13 protein-coding genes are annotated in these 14390 nt (G+C 46.0%); 6 read left to right on the top strand and 7 right to left on the bottom strand.

Annotated elements, in window-relative coordinates:
* The first annotated feature begins 5 nt into the window (after positions 1 to 5).
* The 5 genes from B3S93_RS03570 (at position 6) to B3S93_RS03590 (ending at position 6940) form a co-directional block, all read left to right on the top strand.
* A complete protein-coding gene (locus B3S93_RS03570; RefSeq protein WP_292400011.1) occupies positions 6 to 1526 on the top strand; it encodes an NADH-quinone oxidoreductase subunit M in 1521 nt (506 codons plus the stop codon).
* Positions 1527 to 1538: 12 nt separating this feature from the next.
* Complete coding sequence (gene nuoN, locus B3S93_RS03575; protein WP_292400009.1) at positions 1539 to 2972, top strand: NADH-quinone oxidoreductase subunit NuoN; 1434 nt, start codon at positions 1539 to 1541, stop codon at positions 2970 to 2972.
* 8 nt (positions 2973 to 2980) lie between these two features.
* Positions 2981 to 3286 (top strand): DUF2818 family protein, encoded by a 306-nt coding sequence (locus B3S93_RS03580; RefSeq protein WP_292353728.1) that lies wholly within the window; start codon positions 2981 to 2983, stop codon positions 3284 to 3286.
* Positions 3287 to 3475: 189 nt separating this feature from the next.
* Positions 3476 to 5572 carry an elongation factor G gene (gene fusA, locus B3S93_RS03585; RefSeq protein WP_292353729.1) on the top strand — a complete coding sequence of 699 codons (2097 nt, stop codon included), beginning with the start codon at positions 3476 to 3478 and terminating at the stop codon, positions 5570 to 5572.
* Positions 5573 to 5713: 141 nt separating this feature from the next.
* Positions 5714 to 6940, top strand: a complete 1227-nt coding sequence (locus B3S93_RS03590) for an NAD(P)/FAD-dependent oxidoreductase (protein WP_292400005.1) — start codon at positions 5714 to 5716, stop codon at positions 6938 to 6940.
* Here the strand turns inward: B3S93_RS03590 and chrA are convergent.
* Together chrA and rluD are read right to left on the bottom strand one after the other, a co-directional pair.
* Positions 6917 to 8110, bottom strand: coding sequence for a chromate efflux transporter (chrA, locus tag B3S93_RS03595; RefSeq protein ID WP_292400003.1), 1194 nt, complete (start codon positions 8108 to 8110; stop codon positions 6917 to 6919). The two genes, B3S93_RS03590 and chrA, sit on opposite strands and share 24 nt — an antisense overlap.
* Before the next feature lie 15 nt (positions 8111 to 8125).
* Entirely contained in the window at positions 8126 to 9091 is a 966-nt protein-coding gene (gene rluD, locus B3S93_RS03600; RefSeq protein ID WP_292400000.1) for a 23S rRNA pseudouridine(1911/1915/1917) synthase RluD, read from the bottom strand.
* A 77-nt stretch (positions 9092 to 9168) separates the two neighbouring features.
* Here rluD and B3S93_RS03605 point away from each other — a divergent pair, with 77 nt between their 5' ends.
* On the top strand, positions 9169 to 9453 hold the full coding sequence (locus tag B3S93_RS03605; RefSeq protein WP_292399997.1) for a c-type cytochrome: 285 nt from the start codon (positions 9169 to 9171) through the stop codon (positions 9451 to 9453).
* Positions 9454 to 9459: 6 nt separating this feature from the next.
* Here the strand turns inward: B3S93_RS03605 and mutM are convergent, their stop codons facing one another.
* From mutM to B3S93_RS03630, 5 genes are read right to left on the bottom strand one after another with little or no spacing between them, the layout of a single operon-like run.
* Entirely contained in the window at positions 9460 to 10278 is an 819-nt protein-coding gene (gene mutM, locus B3S93_RS03610; RefSeq protein ID WP_292399995.1) for a bifunctional DNA-formamidopyrimidine glycosylase/DNA-(apurinic or apyrimidinic site) lyase, read from the bottom strand.
* Position 10279: 1 nt separating this feature from the next.
* Positions 10280 to 11149, bottom strand: a complete 870-nt coding sequence (locus tag B3S93_RS03615) for a DUF4340 domain-containing protein (RefSeq protein ID WP_292399992.1) — start codon at positions 11147 to 11149, stop codon at positions 10280 to 10282.
* Entirely contained in the window at positions 11146 to 12513 is a 1368-nt protein-coding gene (locus tag B3S93_RS03620; protein WP_292399989.1) for a GldG family protein, read from the bottom strand. The genes B3S93_RS03615 and B3S93_RS03620 overlap by 4 nt, the downstream gene beginning before the upstream one ends.
* The gene (locus tag B3S93_RS03625) at positions 12510 to 13262 is read right to left on the bottom strand and encodes an ABC transporter permease (RefSeq protein WP_292399986.1); all 753 of its coding nucleotides are present in this window, start codon (positions 13260 to 13262) and stop codon (positions 12510 to 12512) included. Before B3S93_RS03625 ends, B3S93_RS03620 begins: the two co-directional genes overlap by 4 nt.
* Positions 13262 to 14206 carry an ABC transporter ATP-binding protein gene (locus B3S93_RS03630; RefSeq protein ID WP_292353745.1) on the bottom strand — a complete coding sequence of 315 codons (945 nt, stop codon included), beginning with the start codon at positions 14204 to 14206 and terminating at the stop codon, positions 13262 to 13264. Before B3S93_RS03630 ends, B3S93_RS03625 begins: the two co-directional genes overlap by 1 nt.
* Positions 14207 to 14390 lie beyond the last annotated feature (184 nt).

Below are 14390 nucleotides of genomic sequence, written 5' to 3' on the forward strand. Positions count from 1 at the left end.
ATTAGATGATGGACTTCCCGCTACTCAGTATATTGATTCTGCTGCCGATTATCGGCGGCGGTTTACTCTTGTTCTGTAAACAAAATCATGTTTTGGCCCGCCAACTGGCTTTAGTTATCAGTGTCGCCACCATGCTGCTGTCTTTTTTGCTGTATATCGGCTTTGATACCACCAGTCATCAAATGCAGTTTGTTGAACGCCTGTCATGGATCGCCACATTTAATATCGAGTATTACCTTGGCATTGATGGCTTTTCGATGCCACTTATGATCCTGACCACGATATCTACAGTTCTGGTTGTTATCGCTGGTTGGCAGGTCATTCAGGATCGGGCAGCACAATACATGGCTGCTTTTTTGATTATGGAAGGCTTGATGCTGGGTGTGTTTGCAGCGCTTGATGCCATTCTGTTCTATCTGTTTTTTGAAGCAATGCTGATTCCGCTGTTTCTGGTGATCGGCATCTGGGGAGGACCCAATCGGGTCTATGCCACGATTAAGTTTTTTCTGTATACCTTTTTCGGCTCAGTGTTTTTGCTTATTGCACTGTTATATCTGCAATTTCAGGCGGGCAGTTTTTCGATTCTGGACTTTCATGCTGTCAGCTTGACTCTGACTCAACAGATATGGATTTTCCTGGCATTTTTAATTGCCTTTGCAGTGAAGATTCCGATGTGGCCGGTACATACCTGGTTACCCGATGCTCACGTTGAAGCGCCTACCGGTGGTTCGGTAATTCTGGCGGCGATCACGCTGAAAATCGGTGGTTATGGTCTACTACGTTTTGCTCTGCCGATTACCCCGGATGCCAGTATGACGCTGGACTGGCTGGTCATTGGCTTATCGTTGATTGCCATTGTTTACATTGGCTTTGTCGCGTTGGCGCAATCCGATTTGAAAAAACTGATTGCCTATTCAAGTATTGCTCATATGGGTTTTGTCACCCTGGGCTTGTTTATTATATTTCGGATTACTGCCAATGAGGCAATCACTATCGGTATCGGGAATGGGCAGGTGCTGGCGATTGAAGGTGCGATGGTCCAGATGATTTCGCATGGCTTTATCGCTGCGGCGATGTTCCTCAGCGTGGGCGTGTTATACGACCGGATGCATACCCGGGAAATCAGTGCCTATGGCGGTGTCGCCAACAGCATGCCGAAATTTACCGCGTTGGCCGTGTTCTTTGCGATGGCCAATGCCGGGTTGCCCGGTACATCCGGTTTTGTTGGCGAGTTTATGGTGATCCTGGCGGCGTTTCAGGCCAACTTCTGGTATGCCTTTCTGGCGGCCACGACTTTAATTCTGGGCGCGGCTTATACCTTGTGGATGGTCAAACGGGTATTTTTTGGAGAGATCGCCAATGACCAAGTCGCCAAACTACAGGATATTAATTCACGGGAAATGTTGCTGTTGGCAAGTCTTGCGGTCATTGTCTTAGTGATTGGTATTTGGCCCGATCCGTTACTTAATGTGATGCATGCGTCGGTAGATAATCTGCTGCTGCAAATCACTCAGTCAAAGCTTTAAAGGAAACACCATATGGCGTTTGAGGTTCCAAATATGCTGTTTGCCTTGCCAGAGATGCTGCTGCTGGCTATGTGCTGCATCGTGCTGCTCGTGGTCGCATTTACCGGTAATCGTCAGATTAATCTGGTGCATGCATTAAGCCAATTGAGTCTTTTAGTAACCTTTTTGACGGTTTTCTGGATGATGGGCGAGGGTGGGCTGACCTTTTCTGAAACTTATATCAAAGACCCGCTTAGCGATATCCTTAAACTGGCTATCTGCCTGGTGAATATGCTGGTTTTGAGCTATTCCTACAGTTATTTACAGGCCCGAAATTTATTGCAGGGCGAATTTTATGTACTGGCCTTGTTTGCCACCCTGGGTATGCTGGTAATGGTGTCGGCACATCACTTTTTGACGCTGTATTTAGGGTTGGAACTGATGTCGCTTTGTCTATACGCCATGGTGGCCATGCAACGAGATTCATTTGCCGCTACCGAAGCCGGAATGAAGTACTTTATTTTGGGCGCATTGGCTTCGGGCATGTTGTTATACGGCATGTCGATTATCTACGGGGTCACTGGTGAATTAGGTATCCAGGCCATAGCCGCAGCATTAGACACTGAAGAATTGAATCAGACAGTCCTGAGTCTGGGCATTGTGTTCTTGGTGATTGGTATCGGCTTCAAGTTTGGTGCGGTACCGTTTCATATGTGGTTACCGGATGTCTATCAGGGGGCGCCCACAGCTATTACTTTATTTGTCGCCAGTGCCCCCAAAATAGCGGCTTTTGCCTTGCTGATACGTATATTGACGGAAGGTATGGGCGATATGCTTAGTGTCTGGCGCGATATGCTGATCATGCTGGCCGTATTGTCGATTATCCTGGGTAATCTGCTGGCAATTGCACAGAGCAACTTAAAGCGGATGCTGGCCTATTCCACCATTTCGCACGTTGGTTTTTTATTATTAGGGGTTTTAGCCGGAACCCAGGCAGGCTATGCTGCAGCATTGTTTTACACCCTGGTCTATGCACTGATGACATTAGGCAGTTTTGGTATGATTCTGCTGCTGAGTCGTGAGGGCTTTGAAGCTGAAGAGATAGAAGACTTTAAAGGTCTGGGGCAACGCCACCCCTGGCATGCGTTGATGATGCTGTTACTGATGTTTTCCATGGCGGGTATTCCACCACTGGCCGGTTTCTATGCGAAATTAGGCGTGATTAAATCAGTCGTCGATGTTAATTTACTGGCCGTTGCTATTGTTGCTGTCGTGATGTCGGTTATAGGTGCGTATTATTATTTGCGGGTGGTCAAGGTGATGTTTTTCGACACTGCCACCGAAAAGCCCCATATCGCAGCCACAACCTCAATGCAGTACCTGCTGAGTGGCAACGTATTAGCAGTACTGTTACTCGGTTTGTTTCCGGGAAGTTTATTTGCGCTTTGCGCCAGAATATTTAGTTAGGTTTAAAAATGTCGATTTGGTTACTGCTGTTGATAATGTTTGTGCTGGCAAATTTACCATGGGTAAATTCAAGATTATTTCTGTTTATCCCGTTAAAAAATGGTAAAAATGCATGGTTAAGACTGTTTGAAGTAGTAGTATATTATTTTGTAGCTCTACTGGTCTCCATCGCTTTTGAGCAGCAGTATGCAGGCAATATTTATCCCCAGCAGTGGGAGTTTTTTGTCACTACCTTGAGTTTGTTTCTGGTGTTTGCCACACCGGGCGTAGTGTATCGGCATCAATGGTTGCCATTACAGCAAAAGCTCCGTTAAAAATCGCAAAAATGCGCCTGTTAAGGGCGTAGTAATTCAATCCGAAACTTCAAAAGACTGCTATCAGGGCACTTACAGGCTTTGATATCAATTCGGGATGCATCCCGAAGCATTGTAGTTTAGAATTTGCGGGTTTAACTCCCTGATGATGTAAACAACATCGGTTTTTCACACAAAAGAGACAGGATTATGGCTTCTTCCGATTTATCCAAGTACAGAAATATTGGTATTTTCGCTCACGTTGATGCGGGCAAAACCACCTCCACCGAACGTATTCTTAAACTGACCGGTAAAATTCATAAATCCGGTGAGGTTCATGATGGTGAATCCACCATGGACTTTATGGATCAGGAAGCCGAACGCGGTATTACTATCCAGTCAGCAGCCACAACCTGTGAATGGAAAGGCCATCGTCTGAACGTTATCGATACCCCAGGTCACGTTGACTTCACGATTGAAGTATATCGTTCACTGAAAGTATTGGACGGCGGTATTGGTGTTTTCTGTGGTAGTGGTGGTGTTGAGCCGCAATCAGAAACCAACTGGCGTTATGCGAATGACTCAGAAGTTTCTCGTCTGATCTTTGTTAATAAGCTGGATCGTATCGGTGCTGATTTCTACCGTGTTGTAAAACAGGTTGAAGACGTACTGGCAGCAACGCCACTGGTAATGGTTTTGCCAATCGGTATTGAAGATGAATTTACCGGTGTTGTCGATTTGCTGACCCGTAAAGCATGGATCTGGAAAGATGAGAAAAATGCTGAAGACTACACCATCGAAGAGCCACCAGCTGATATGGCTGACCAAATTGAAGAATGGCGTGAAAAACTGATCGAAACTGCTGTAGAGCAGGATGATGATCTGATGGAAAAATATCTGGAAGGTGAAGAGCCTTCTATCGAAGATCTGAAAAGATGTATCCGTAAAGGTACATTGCAATTGGATTTCTTCCCAACATACTGTGGTTCGGCATTCAAAAACAAAGGTATGCAGTTAATCCTGGATGCCGTTGTTGATTACCTGCCTGATCCAACCGAAGTTGATCCACAACCAGAAGTTGATCTGGAAGGTAACGAAACCGGTAAACACGCTATCGTTGATATCAAAGGCCCACTGCGTGCACTGGCATTCAAAATCATGGATGACCGTTTTGGCGCATTGACTTTCGTTCGTGTCTACTCAGGCGAATTGAAAAAAGGCGATACCATCCTGAATACTTTCACCGGCAAAACAGAACGTGTTGGTCGTATGGTGGAAATGCACGCCAATGATCGTAACGAACTGGATTACGCACACGCTGGTGACATTATCGCCATCGTCGGTATGAAAGATGTTCAGACTGGACACACCTTATGTGACCCGAAAAACCCGGCGACACTGGAACCAATGGTCTTCCCGGATCCCGTTATCTCAATCGCGATTGCGCCTAAAGATAAAGCTGCCGCGGAAAAACTCGGTGTTGCACTGGGCAAAATGATTAAAGAAGATCCTTCTTTCCGTGTTGAAACCGATGACGATAGCGGTGAAACCATTATGAAAGGTATGGGTGAATTACATTTGGATATCAAAGTCGATATCCTGAAGCGTACCCATAACGTTGATGTAATTGTTGGTGAACCGCAGGTTGCTTACCGTGAAACCATTACGCAAAAAATCGAAGACAGTTACACCCACAAGAAACAATCGGGTGGTTCTGGTCAATTCGGTCGTATTGACTACATCATTGAACCAGGTGAACCAGGCAGCGGTTTCAATTTTGAATCAACCGTAACTGGTGGTAGCGTTCCTCGTGAATACTGGCCAGCTGTTGAAGCCGGCTTCAAAAAAATGATGGGCCGTGGTGTTTTAGCGGGCTTCCCATTACTCGATGTCAAAGTAAACTTGTTTGATGGTGCATTCCACGCCGTGGATTCATCGGCAATGGCCTTTGAAATTGCTGCGATGGGTGCGTTCCGTCAAACCATTCCGAAAGCGGGCCCACAATTGCTGGAGCCGATCATGAAAGTAGATGTGTTCTGCCCGGATGATAACGTTGGTGATGTTATCGGTGACTTGAATCGTCGTCGTGGCATGATCAAATCGCAGGATGCCGGTGCAACTGGCGTACGTATTAAAGCTGAAGTCCCACTGAGCGAAATGTTCGGTTACATCGGTACTCTACGTACGATGACATCTGGTCGTGGTCAGTTCTCTATGGAGTTCCTGCACTACTTGCCATGCCCACGTAACGTGGCAGAAGAGGTTATTAAAGAAGTTAAAGAACGTGAAGCTGCTGCGAAAAAATAAGCAGTTTACTAAAAGTTCTATTGAGAAAGGGGCGTTTATCGCCCCTTTTTTTTGGCCAAAAATTGACCTTAACTCAGGTTAGCCCAGTATTGAAAGAACTAGTCTATGCTGAGCTTTCTTTACAATGGACAAGGCTGAAAAATGGACCTGAAAAGCGGGTATCCCTACTGGGCGATTAGAAATGGATTGATGCGAATCTTTCCGGCTCAGGACCAGGATATTGACTGTGATGTGGCAGTTATTGGCGGTGGTATAACCGGAGCTTTGATTGCTGACGATCTCAGTTCAAATGGATATACCGTCGCGGTTATCGAACAACGGGATATTGGCTGGGGCAGCACTGCTGCCAGTACCGCTATGCTGCAATACGAAATTGATACTCATCTGACTGAGCTTGCAGAATTGTATGGCGAAGTGGATGCATTAAAAGCTTATCGGGCATGTGCAGAGGCAATTAATGACCTTAAAAAACTTGCTGAGACTGTCGGTGATGTCGATTTTGAAATGCAGGAAAGTCTGTATTACGCCAGTCGCAGTCGTGATAAAAAATCCCTAAAAGCTGAATTTCTCTTACGACAAAAACATGGATTTGATGTTGAATGGTTGGAATCAGATGCGATAAAAAAATTGTATGGTTTTAAATCGCCCGGGGCGATCCTTAGCAAACTGGCTGCTCGAGTTGATCCTTATCGGCTGGCGCATAAACTTCTGGACAGGCTGCAAAGTAGTGGCCATCACGTTTATGACCGTACCGAAATAAAAGATTTGAAGCCTTCAGATAAACAGGTTGTTTTAACGACAACGTCTGGATTTAAAATTAACTGTCAACATGTGGTAATTGCAACGGGTTATGCCAGTCAGAAATTACTGAAACAAAATGTAGCGTCAAATCGCAGCAGCTATGCCTTTATCACCGACCCGATAGATCCCGAGTTACTGGGCGAATTAAATAAAACCATGATGTGGGAATCCACCAGACCGTATCTTTATATGCGAACTACTGGCGATGGTCGTTTGTTGGTCGGTGGGGAAGATGATGATATTGATATCCCGGCAAAACGGGATAAACGTGTCGATAAAAAAGCCCAGACTCTGGCCAAGAAAGTCGAAAAATTGTTTCCCAAACTACCAATGAACCCGACATTTTCCTGGGCGGGTACCTTCGCTGAAACGGAAGATGGCTTGCCATTTTTTGGTGCTCATCCCCAATATGGTGAACGTGTGCAGTTTGCCATGGCCTATGGTGGAAACGGTATTACCTACAGCATGATTGGTGCTGGCTTGTTAAGAGCGAATATCGAACAGCGCGAACACCCGTTAGCGGAGCTGTTTTCTTTCTCCAGATTAGACCAAAGCAACAACGATTGATGCACTGACACAGAACAATACAGTCCATAATGCCGAACGTTTCAGCACGAAAATAATTAAAAAGCCGCCGAGCGCAATCAGTAAATCCAGCCAATGATTTACGCCTTCAGTGAAAATCGGATCGTATAAAGCAGCGGCCAGTAAACCGACTACAGCTGCGTTAATGCCGGCAACAACGGCACCTGCATTGGGCAGATGAGCAAGTTGCTGCCACAGCGGTAATATCGCCAGCAATAATAAAAACCCCGGAACAAAAATGGCGAGGGTAGCCAGCAGGGCATTCCAGGCCGAGGGCACTTGAGTGGGGATTTCAGCGCCAAGATAGGTTGCAAGCGTAAACATTGGGCCAGGAACGGCCTGAGCGGCGCCATAACCGGTTAAAAACTGATCGGTGGTGAGCCAACCAGTGGCAACGGTCTGCTGTTCGAGCAACGGCAACACAACATGGCCACCGCCAAATACCAATGCGCCGGCCTGATAGAAGCCGGCCAGCATATTAGTGGCATTAAGCTCACTGCCAGCAAAAAGACTGAAAATAAGCAGCAACATAAATACACTGAATAATATCCACGCGGTTTGTTTGCCATAATTGACCGGGAATCTAAAATCCGCTGTAAGTTGTTGCTGGCGACATAAAAACCAGCCTGCCAGTCCACCCAGGATAATCACTGCAATTTGCATAATCGCCAGATTGAAAATCAACAGTAAGGCAAAACTGAACAGTGCTATCAAGATACGTTGCCAGTCTGGCGTCAGTTTCTGAGCCATACTGATAACAGCATGAGCGACCACCGCAACCGCCACCAGTTTTAGACCATCAATAATCGCCATGCCGATAGCATTGTCCAGCTGATGAGCAATGGTGGCAAAAGCAAACAGCAGTAATGCAGAGGGCAGGGTAAACGCGATAAAAGCAGCAATGGCACCAAGCCAGCCAGCGCGAAACAAGCCAATTGAAAATCCCATCTGGCTACTGGCTGGGCCAGGTAAAAACTGTGTAACAGCAAGTAGCTGAGAAAACTGCTGTTCAGAAAGCCATTGCCGTTTATTGATAAATTCAGTGCGAAAATAACCAATATGAGCAATCGGTCCGCCAAACGCCGTCAGACCCAGTTTGAGAAAGGCTAAAAACACATCAGCGATGTGATGCAGATTGTTAAGGGCCTTCAAAGCTATTTCCTCTGGTTAATCGGTATGGCTGGCAGCATCCATCCGTAACAGTTCCAATAATCGTTGCATATCATCGGGTAAGGGAATCTGCCAGCTCACTGCTTCCCCAGTAGTCGGATGATCAAACCCCAGTAAACCGGCATGTAAAGCCTGACGACGGGTATTCTGCAAGGCAGCCAGACAGCTATCCGTCATCCCTTTTGGTGTTTTAAACCGGCCACCATATAAAGGATCGCCCAATAAAGGATGGCGAATATGCGCCATATGCACACGGATCTGGTGAGTGCGCCCGGTTTCCAGTTTGCAACGCAAATGGGTATGTGCCCGAAAGCGCTCCTCAATCCGATAGTGTGTCACGGCAGGTTTACCGTTTTGTGTCACTGCCATACGTTTACGATCAATATGATGTCTACCAACTGGTGCATCAACCGTCCCCCCGGCGGTAAACACACCGCAGGCAATGGCCTGATATTCACGAATTACGGTACGCTGCTGTAGTTGGCTGATTAATGAATGATGTGCTTGCAGACTTTTAGCGACCATTAATAGTCCGGTAGTGTCTTTATCAATGCGATGCACAATCCCGGCGCGCGGGATATGAGTAAGTTGGGGCGCATGAGCCAATAACGCGTTGACCATTGTGCCATTCTGGTTGCCAGCGCCAGGATGCACTACCATGCCTGCCGCTTTATTGATGATTAATACATCGTCATCTTCATAAATAATATCCAGTGCGATAGTTTCGGCCTGCCAGTTATCTTCATGAATAATCTGCTGTGCGGCAATTTCAATCTGGTCACCGGTGCGTACCGCATCTTTAGGGCGACAGACTTTCTGATTGACCAATACATCGCCGGCTTTAATCCATTTGGTCAGCTGACCGCGGGAGTATTCTGAGAACAGCTGGGCCAAGGCCTGATCGACACGCAAGCCACTTAATGACTCGGGAATGGTGGCATCTAGTTTAATAATCTCGGTCATGAATGGCTTTGCATAAAATGGGTTACGTATTATAACGTAGCTTGATACATCGCCGTGAAACGGACGAAAGGGGGATTATGAAACGACTGCTGATATGTCTTGCATTGCTACTGACTTCGACCTGGATTCAGGCTGAGCCAAATATTGCTTTACTGGCTTCATCCTGCGCGACTTGTCATGGTACCAATGGCCACAGCAAAGGTGAAATGCCCAAACTTGCAGGTCTGGAGCAAGATTATTTTATTGAACAGATGCAGGGGTTTGCCAGCGGGGCGAGAGAGTCTTCTGTTATGCGACATCATGCTGCGGCGTACAGCGAAACTGAAATTCGCCTATTGGCAGAGTATTTCTCTAAACAATAATTTGCTTCAAATCTTTTGGCAATATGGGCAGAAATAGGTCGCCCGCTGTGACTGGCGAATCAATTCTATTGGATGACCACATTGTTTACAGCCTTGTTTCTGCCGGGCATAAACCCATAATTCCTGAGCAAAATATCCGGGTTTGCCTTCGCTATCCCGAAAATCCCGTAAGGTTGTCCCGCCCGCTGCAATAGCTTTTTCCAATGTCAGTTTGATCGCGGCAACCAGTTTTTCTGCCTGTTTTTTTGTTAGTTTTGCAGCTATCAGCTGAGGGTGAATGGCGGAGAGAAACAGCGATTCACTGGCATAGATATTCCCCACACCTACAACGATCTCCGCATTCATAATAAAAGTTTTAATGCTGACCTGACGTTTACGGCTACGTTGGAACAGATATTCGGCGTCAAAATCCTCCCCCAGTGGCTCTGGCCCCAGATGGTTTAATAACGGATGTTGCAGCGGTGGCTCACTGGTCCACAATACAGCCCCAAAGCGGCGTGGATCGGTAAAGCGCAGAATAATATTATTGGCAAACACAATATCAACATGATCGTGTTTTTCGGCTGGCTGAAAAGCAGTCAGAATACGTAACCGCCCGGACATACCCAGGTGGATAAACAGCGTGCCTTCAGTGGTATGCAACAATAAATACTTGGCGCGGCGGCTGACCGACTGAATGATTTTCCCACACAGTTTTTCATCCAGGTTGTCAGTGATAGGCCAGCGCAGTCGAGAGTCACGAATGACAACCTGCTTAACCTGCTGATTTTTTATATATGGCGCAATGCCACTGCGGGTGGTTTCGACTTCAGGTAATTCAGGCATATCACTCGTTTATTGAAAAGAGGGCAGGAATAATGGTGGCTGGAAACAGATATTGTAATTGTTGTTGATGATCAGTAAGCGTAAGACCTTCCTCGCTATTTGATACAACAAATTTACGCTGTGTGTGATCGGTTAATTTAATGGTCACTTCCTGCTCATCCGGTGTACTTGTTTCATCATCTAACATGATAACAACCTGCATGGCATAAGCCTGTTGCCAGTTTTGCAAAAGTGCCAGGAGTTTATCCTGAGGATAATTTTGCGGCATGGAGTGCCAGCTGTCATTTTGCTGAACTATGGAGAGTGCCGCGTATTTTTGCTGGCCCTGTTGGTTTTGCAGCTCAGGCAAGTGCAGAGCTGCAATTTTGCTGGCCGGATCCAATAAACGGTTATCGACAAAGCTACTGGCACTGGCACCGAGTAATGGTGAAATATCATCGTTAATTAAATAAATCTGCTGATTGTGCAGAATATAACGATACCCGCTGAGCGGTTCAGTATCACCAAAAGCAAAATGGTATTCATTGAAAACTAATGATAACTCAGGCTGCTGCAGTCCGAATTCTGCCAGGTCAGTTGTTTGTGTCACCGGGATCTGTTGATGAGCTGGTTGTTGTAACAGACTGAGTAACAGATTGATCCGGGTTTGATTGGCTCGCACATGTATTGGCTGGCTTAACTGCCATTGCTGATCGCGTTGCAAGTGAATGGTTTGCTGTTCACGGCGAACAATTGTAATTTGATTGACCTGTGCCGCCTGAATTTTATCAGTGATATAAGCTGAATCCTCTACTTGCGATTCTGTCATTAACCACACTAATAGAACCGCAACCACCAATAACAGCAGATTGGTCAGATATGTGCTTTTCATCGGCGTCTTCTAATCCACCAGATACTTATGCCAATCAAAAGCAGACTAAGTGGTAATCCGAGTAAAAATCCAATACCAATAAATAATGATTGGTGCTCGGTTAATACCAGTTGGTTATCTCGGGTTGTGATGACCGGAATATCGATTGAATCATCCTCAGCCACCAGCCAGTTTGCCAGAGCCATCGCAAGTTCAAGATTGGCCGCTGTGCCAAGATACAGGTCGGAGACAAAATCGCCATCACCAAATACGGCAACACGTTGTTGTTGAGTTGTTGAAACAGGTTTTTCCATTAATACGCTGAGCATTAACGGCCCTGGAATATCGATTTCTGCATCAAAACGTAAATCATCCAGACTGGTGCCGGTCATATCACCTAATTCAGACCAGCTATCACTTTGTGATTGCATCAGCTCAGTAACTTGCCAAGCAGATTCAGCTTCTGATAATTGAATAGCATGCGCTTCTGGCATCAGGGTGACGCTGGAAGTGGCTGCAGTAACCGGGTGATTGGCGTAATCTGTCACAATCACAAAACGTGGATCTTCCAGACCTAATTTACCGGCATTGGGATCCACCATCGTACCCGGTACAAAGCTCAGATTAAGCTGTTTACGGATGGCCGCCAAGCCCGTATCAGTGTCAGGTTCGCTGAGCCAGAGCAGATTACCGCCTTGCTGCAACCATGACTGTAACTGGACAATATCGCTTTGCGGCCAGGCGGCTTGTGAACTGGCAATAACCAATACAATTTTTTTATCCTCGCTGTTAAGTTGCATCGCTTCTGTCATGGTCAGAGATTGCACCTCAAAGCCGGTGCTATTCAACTGTTGTCCCCATTGCGACATATCAAATGCACCATCACCGGCAATATCCCGTTCCCCATGACCAGTAATAAAGATTAATTCAGGCAAGTTACTGCGACTGACTTTTATAATGGCATTGCTTAGCGATTGCTCAGATAAATCATATACATGTTGTTGTCCCTGTTGACCTGAAACTACCATTTCAGCCTGCTGCTGAATGTCCAGTTCACGAACCCGCTGTGGCTGGCTGACAGGATCAATAAACGACACTGTAAGTTGCTGACTATGCTGTTGATAGCGCTTTAATAAACTTTCTGCTGCTGATTGATACTGATGTCCGGGACTGATAAATACTTCTATTGTCACCGGAGTTTCAAGCGACTGTAATAATTCGGTAGTAGCAGAAGAGAGGGTATGTCGCTGGTTAGCTGTCCAGTCTGACTCAAAGCTGTAACGATTCGAAAGAACGGCTACTGCGATAATCACTACCAGCAATAAAATGTAAAAGATGATCTGTTGCAGGCGATGTTGATATTTAAACTGTTTTGACATCTTCATAGACTCAACCTCGCTGCATCAAGTCGCCGAATAGTCATCAGAATAAATACCACGCAGAACAGAGCAAAAAAGCTTAGATCAACACTGTTAATCTGTCCTGCCAGCAGCGGTTGAAAATGTCCTAACAGGGATAACCAGGCCAGCCAGTTAATTTGGCCTGAAACAGCGCTGGCCGCAGCAAAATCAATTATCCATAATAAAAACAGTAAACAGAATGTCATCACCGCTGCAATAATCGGCTGGGTGGTGAGTGATGATAAAAATATTCCGGCGGCCAAGAAACTGGCTACCAGCAAAAACAGCCCGAACATGCTAACACCAAACTGGTAAAAATCGATTGCTGATCCGGCAAGCAGCGATAGCGGCATTAAAGCAATCAATGCTAATTGCAGCAGAAAAAAACCAAGATATCCGAGGTATTTACCTAACACAATCTGACTGGCGGAAAGTGGCGCAGAGATCAAAAGAGGCAGACTATGGTTACGATGTTCATCAGCAAAAGCCCGCATGGTGATAAATGGGGCAATCAATAGCAACACCAGAGCAGCATTGCTTAATAATGGCGCAATAATCATTTCTGTTACACCGGGAGCTCCCGGGATGGCTGAAATCTGGCCCTGAATCTGAGCAAAATACTCAATATGACTGAGAAACATATATGCCAGTAAAAACTGTACCAATGCCAGCATTATCCAGGCAAAAGGAGACAAAAACAGTCGCGAAATTTCAAGTCTTGCCACGCACCACATCAGTTTTTAACCTCAGCTAGCGGTGCGTCATCTTTTATCAGATGCATAAAAATATCTTCCAGCGAGTCCTGTTCACGCAACAGTTCCTGCAGTTGCCAGTGTTTAGATACGGCACTCGCTATCAGGTTTTCTGTAGGATCCTGTTCCGGGTGATAAAGGATTCGAAACTGATTGGCTGAAACGGGCTCCACCGAAGACACATTCGTTAGAGCCTGAAGCTCGGTGATCGGTGGCGGGGCAGATAAAGTGATCCTCAGGCTGCTGTTGAGTCTTTGCTGATGCAGAGCTGTCAGGCTATCGGCAAACATGACCTGGCCTTTACTGATGATTTGTACCCGATCGCAGAGCATTTCCACTTCTGGCAGAATATGCGTCGACAGTATCACGCTATGTTCATTGGCCAGTTCACGAATGAGTTCGCGGATCTGCCGAATTTGTAGGGGATCCAGACCAGAAGTCGGTTCATCCAAAATGACCACCGCCGGGTTATGCACGATCGCCTGAGCGATGCCGGTACGCTGTTGGTAGCCTTTGGATAATTGACCGATCAAACGTCGCTGGACATCACCCAGTCCACAGCGCTCAATGACCGTTGCAACTGCAGATTTAAGTTGCTGGCCTTTGAGCAGATTGAGTCTGGCACAATGCTGTAAATATTCGTTGACGGTCAATTCACGATATAACGGCGGATTTTCCGGCAGATAGCCCAGTTGAGCCTTGGCCTGCTTAGGTTGCGACAATAAATCAAAACCATTGATATGGATCTCGCCTTTATCCGGCGCCAGATTACCGCTAAGCATTTTCATAGTGGTGCTTTTACCAGCACCATTGGGACCGAGAAAACCCAGTATTTCTCCGCGTTTTACCGTGAGATCGATATTTTGAACCACAACATTGGGTCCAAAATAACGTGACAGATTTTGTGCTTCCAGCAATATAGTCATAGCGCACTATAATACGGTTTTGAGGTGAATCGTCTACTACGTTGTTGCAACATAGATATCATCTGAGATTTCAATATTTTTGGAGCGCGGCACAGTTCATCTCATTGCCCAAAATAAAGAACAATTTTAAGTTTAATTTATTCGAGCCATAAAAAAACCCGCATTAAAGAGCGGGTTTTTTTAG

This window comes from Methylophaga sp. UBA3613 (genome assembly GCF_002375415.1).
GTDB lineage: Bacteria > Pseudomonadota > Gammaproteobacteria > Nitrosococcales > Methylophagaceae > Methylophaga.

Bases quoted from the DNA above. Each gene is read 5' to 3' on its own strand.
- fusA (WP_292353729.1), top strand. From the start codon at position 3,476: ATGGCTTCTTCCGATTTATCCAAGTACAGAAATATTGGTATTTTCGCT.
- B3S93_RS03580 (WP_292353728.1), top strand. From the start codon at position 2,981: ATGTCGATTTGGTTACTGCTGTTGATAATGTTTGTGCTGGCAAATTTA.
- rluD (WP_292400000.1), bottom strand. From the start codon at position 9,091: ATGACCGAGATTATTAAACTAGATGCCACCATTCCCGAGTCATTAAGT.
- B3S93_RS03625 (WP_292399986.1), bottom strand. From the start codon at position 13,262: ATGTGGTGCGTGGCAAGACTTGAAATTTCGCGACTGTTTTTGTCTCCT.
- B3S93_RS03590 (WP_292400005.1), top strand. From the start codon at position 5,714: ATGGACCTGAAAAGCGGGTATCCCTACTGGGCGATTAGAAATGGATTG.
- B3S93_RS03620 (WP_292399989.1), bottom strand. From the start codon at position 12,513: ATGAAGATGTCAAAACAGTTTAAATATCAACATCGCCTGCAACAGATC.
- B3S93_RS03630 (WP_292353745.1), bottom strand. From the start codon at position 14,206: ATGACTATATTGCTGGAAGCACAAAATCTGTCACGTTATTTTGGACCC.
- B3S93_RS03605 (WP_292399997.1), top strand. From the start codon at position 9,169: ATGAAACGACTGCTGATATGTCTTGCATTGCTACTGACTTCGACCTGG.
- B3S93_RS03615 (WP_292399992.1), bottom strand. From the start codon at position 11,149: ATGAAAAGCACATATCTGACCAATCTGCTGTTATTGGTGGTTGCGGTT.
- nuoN (WP_292400009.1), top strand. From the start codon at position 1,539: ATGGCGTTTGAGGTTCCAAATATGCTGTTTGCCTTGCCAGAGATGCTG.
- mutM (WP_292399995.1), bottom strand. From the start codon at position 10,278: ATGCCTGAATTACCTGAAGTCGAAACCACCCGCAGTGGCATTGCGCCA.
- B3S93_RS03570 (WP_292400011.1), top strand. From the start codon at position 6: ATGATGGACTTCCCGCTACTCAGTATATTGATTCTGCTGCCGATTATC.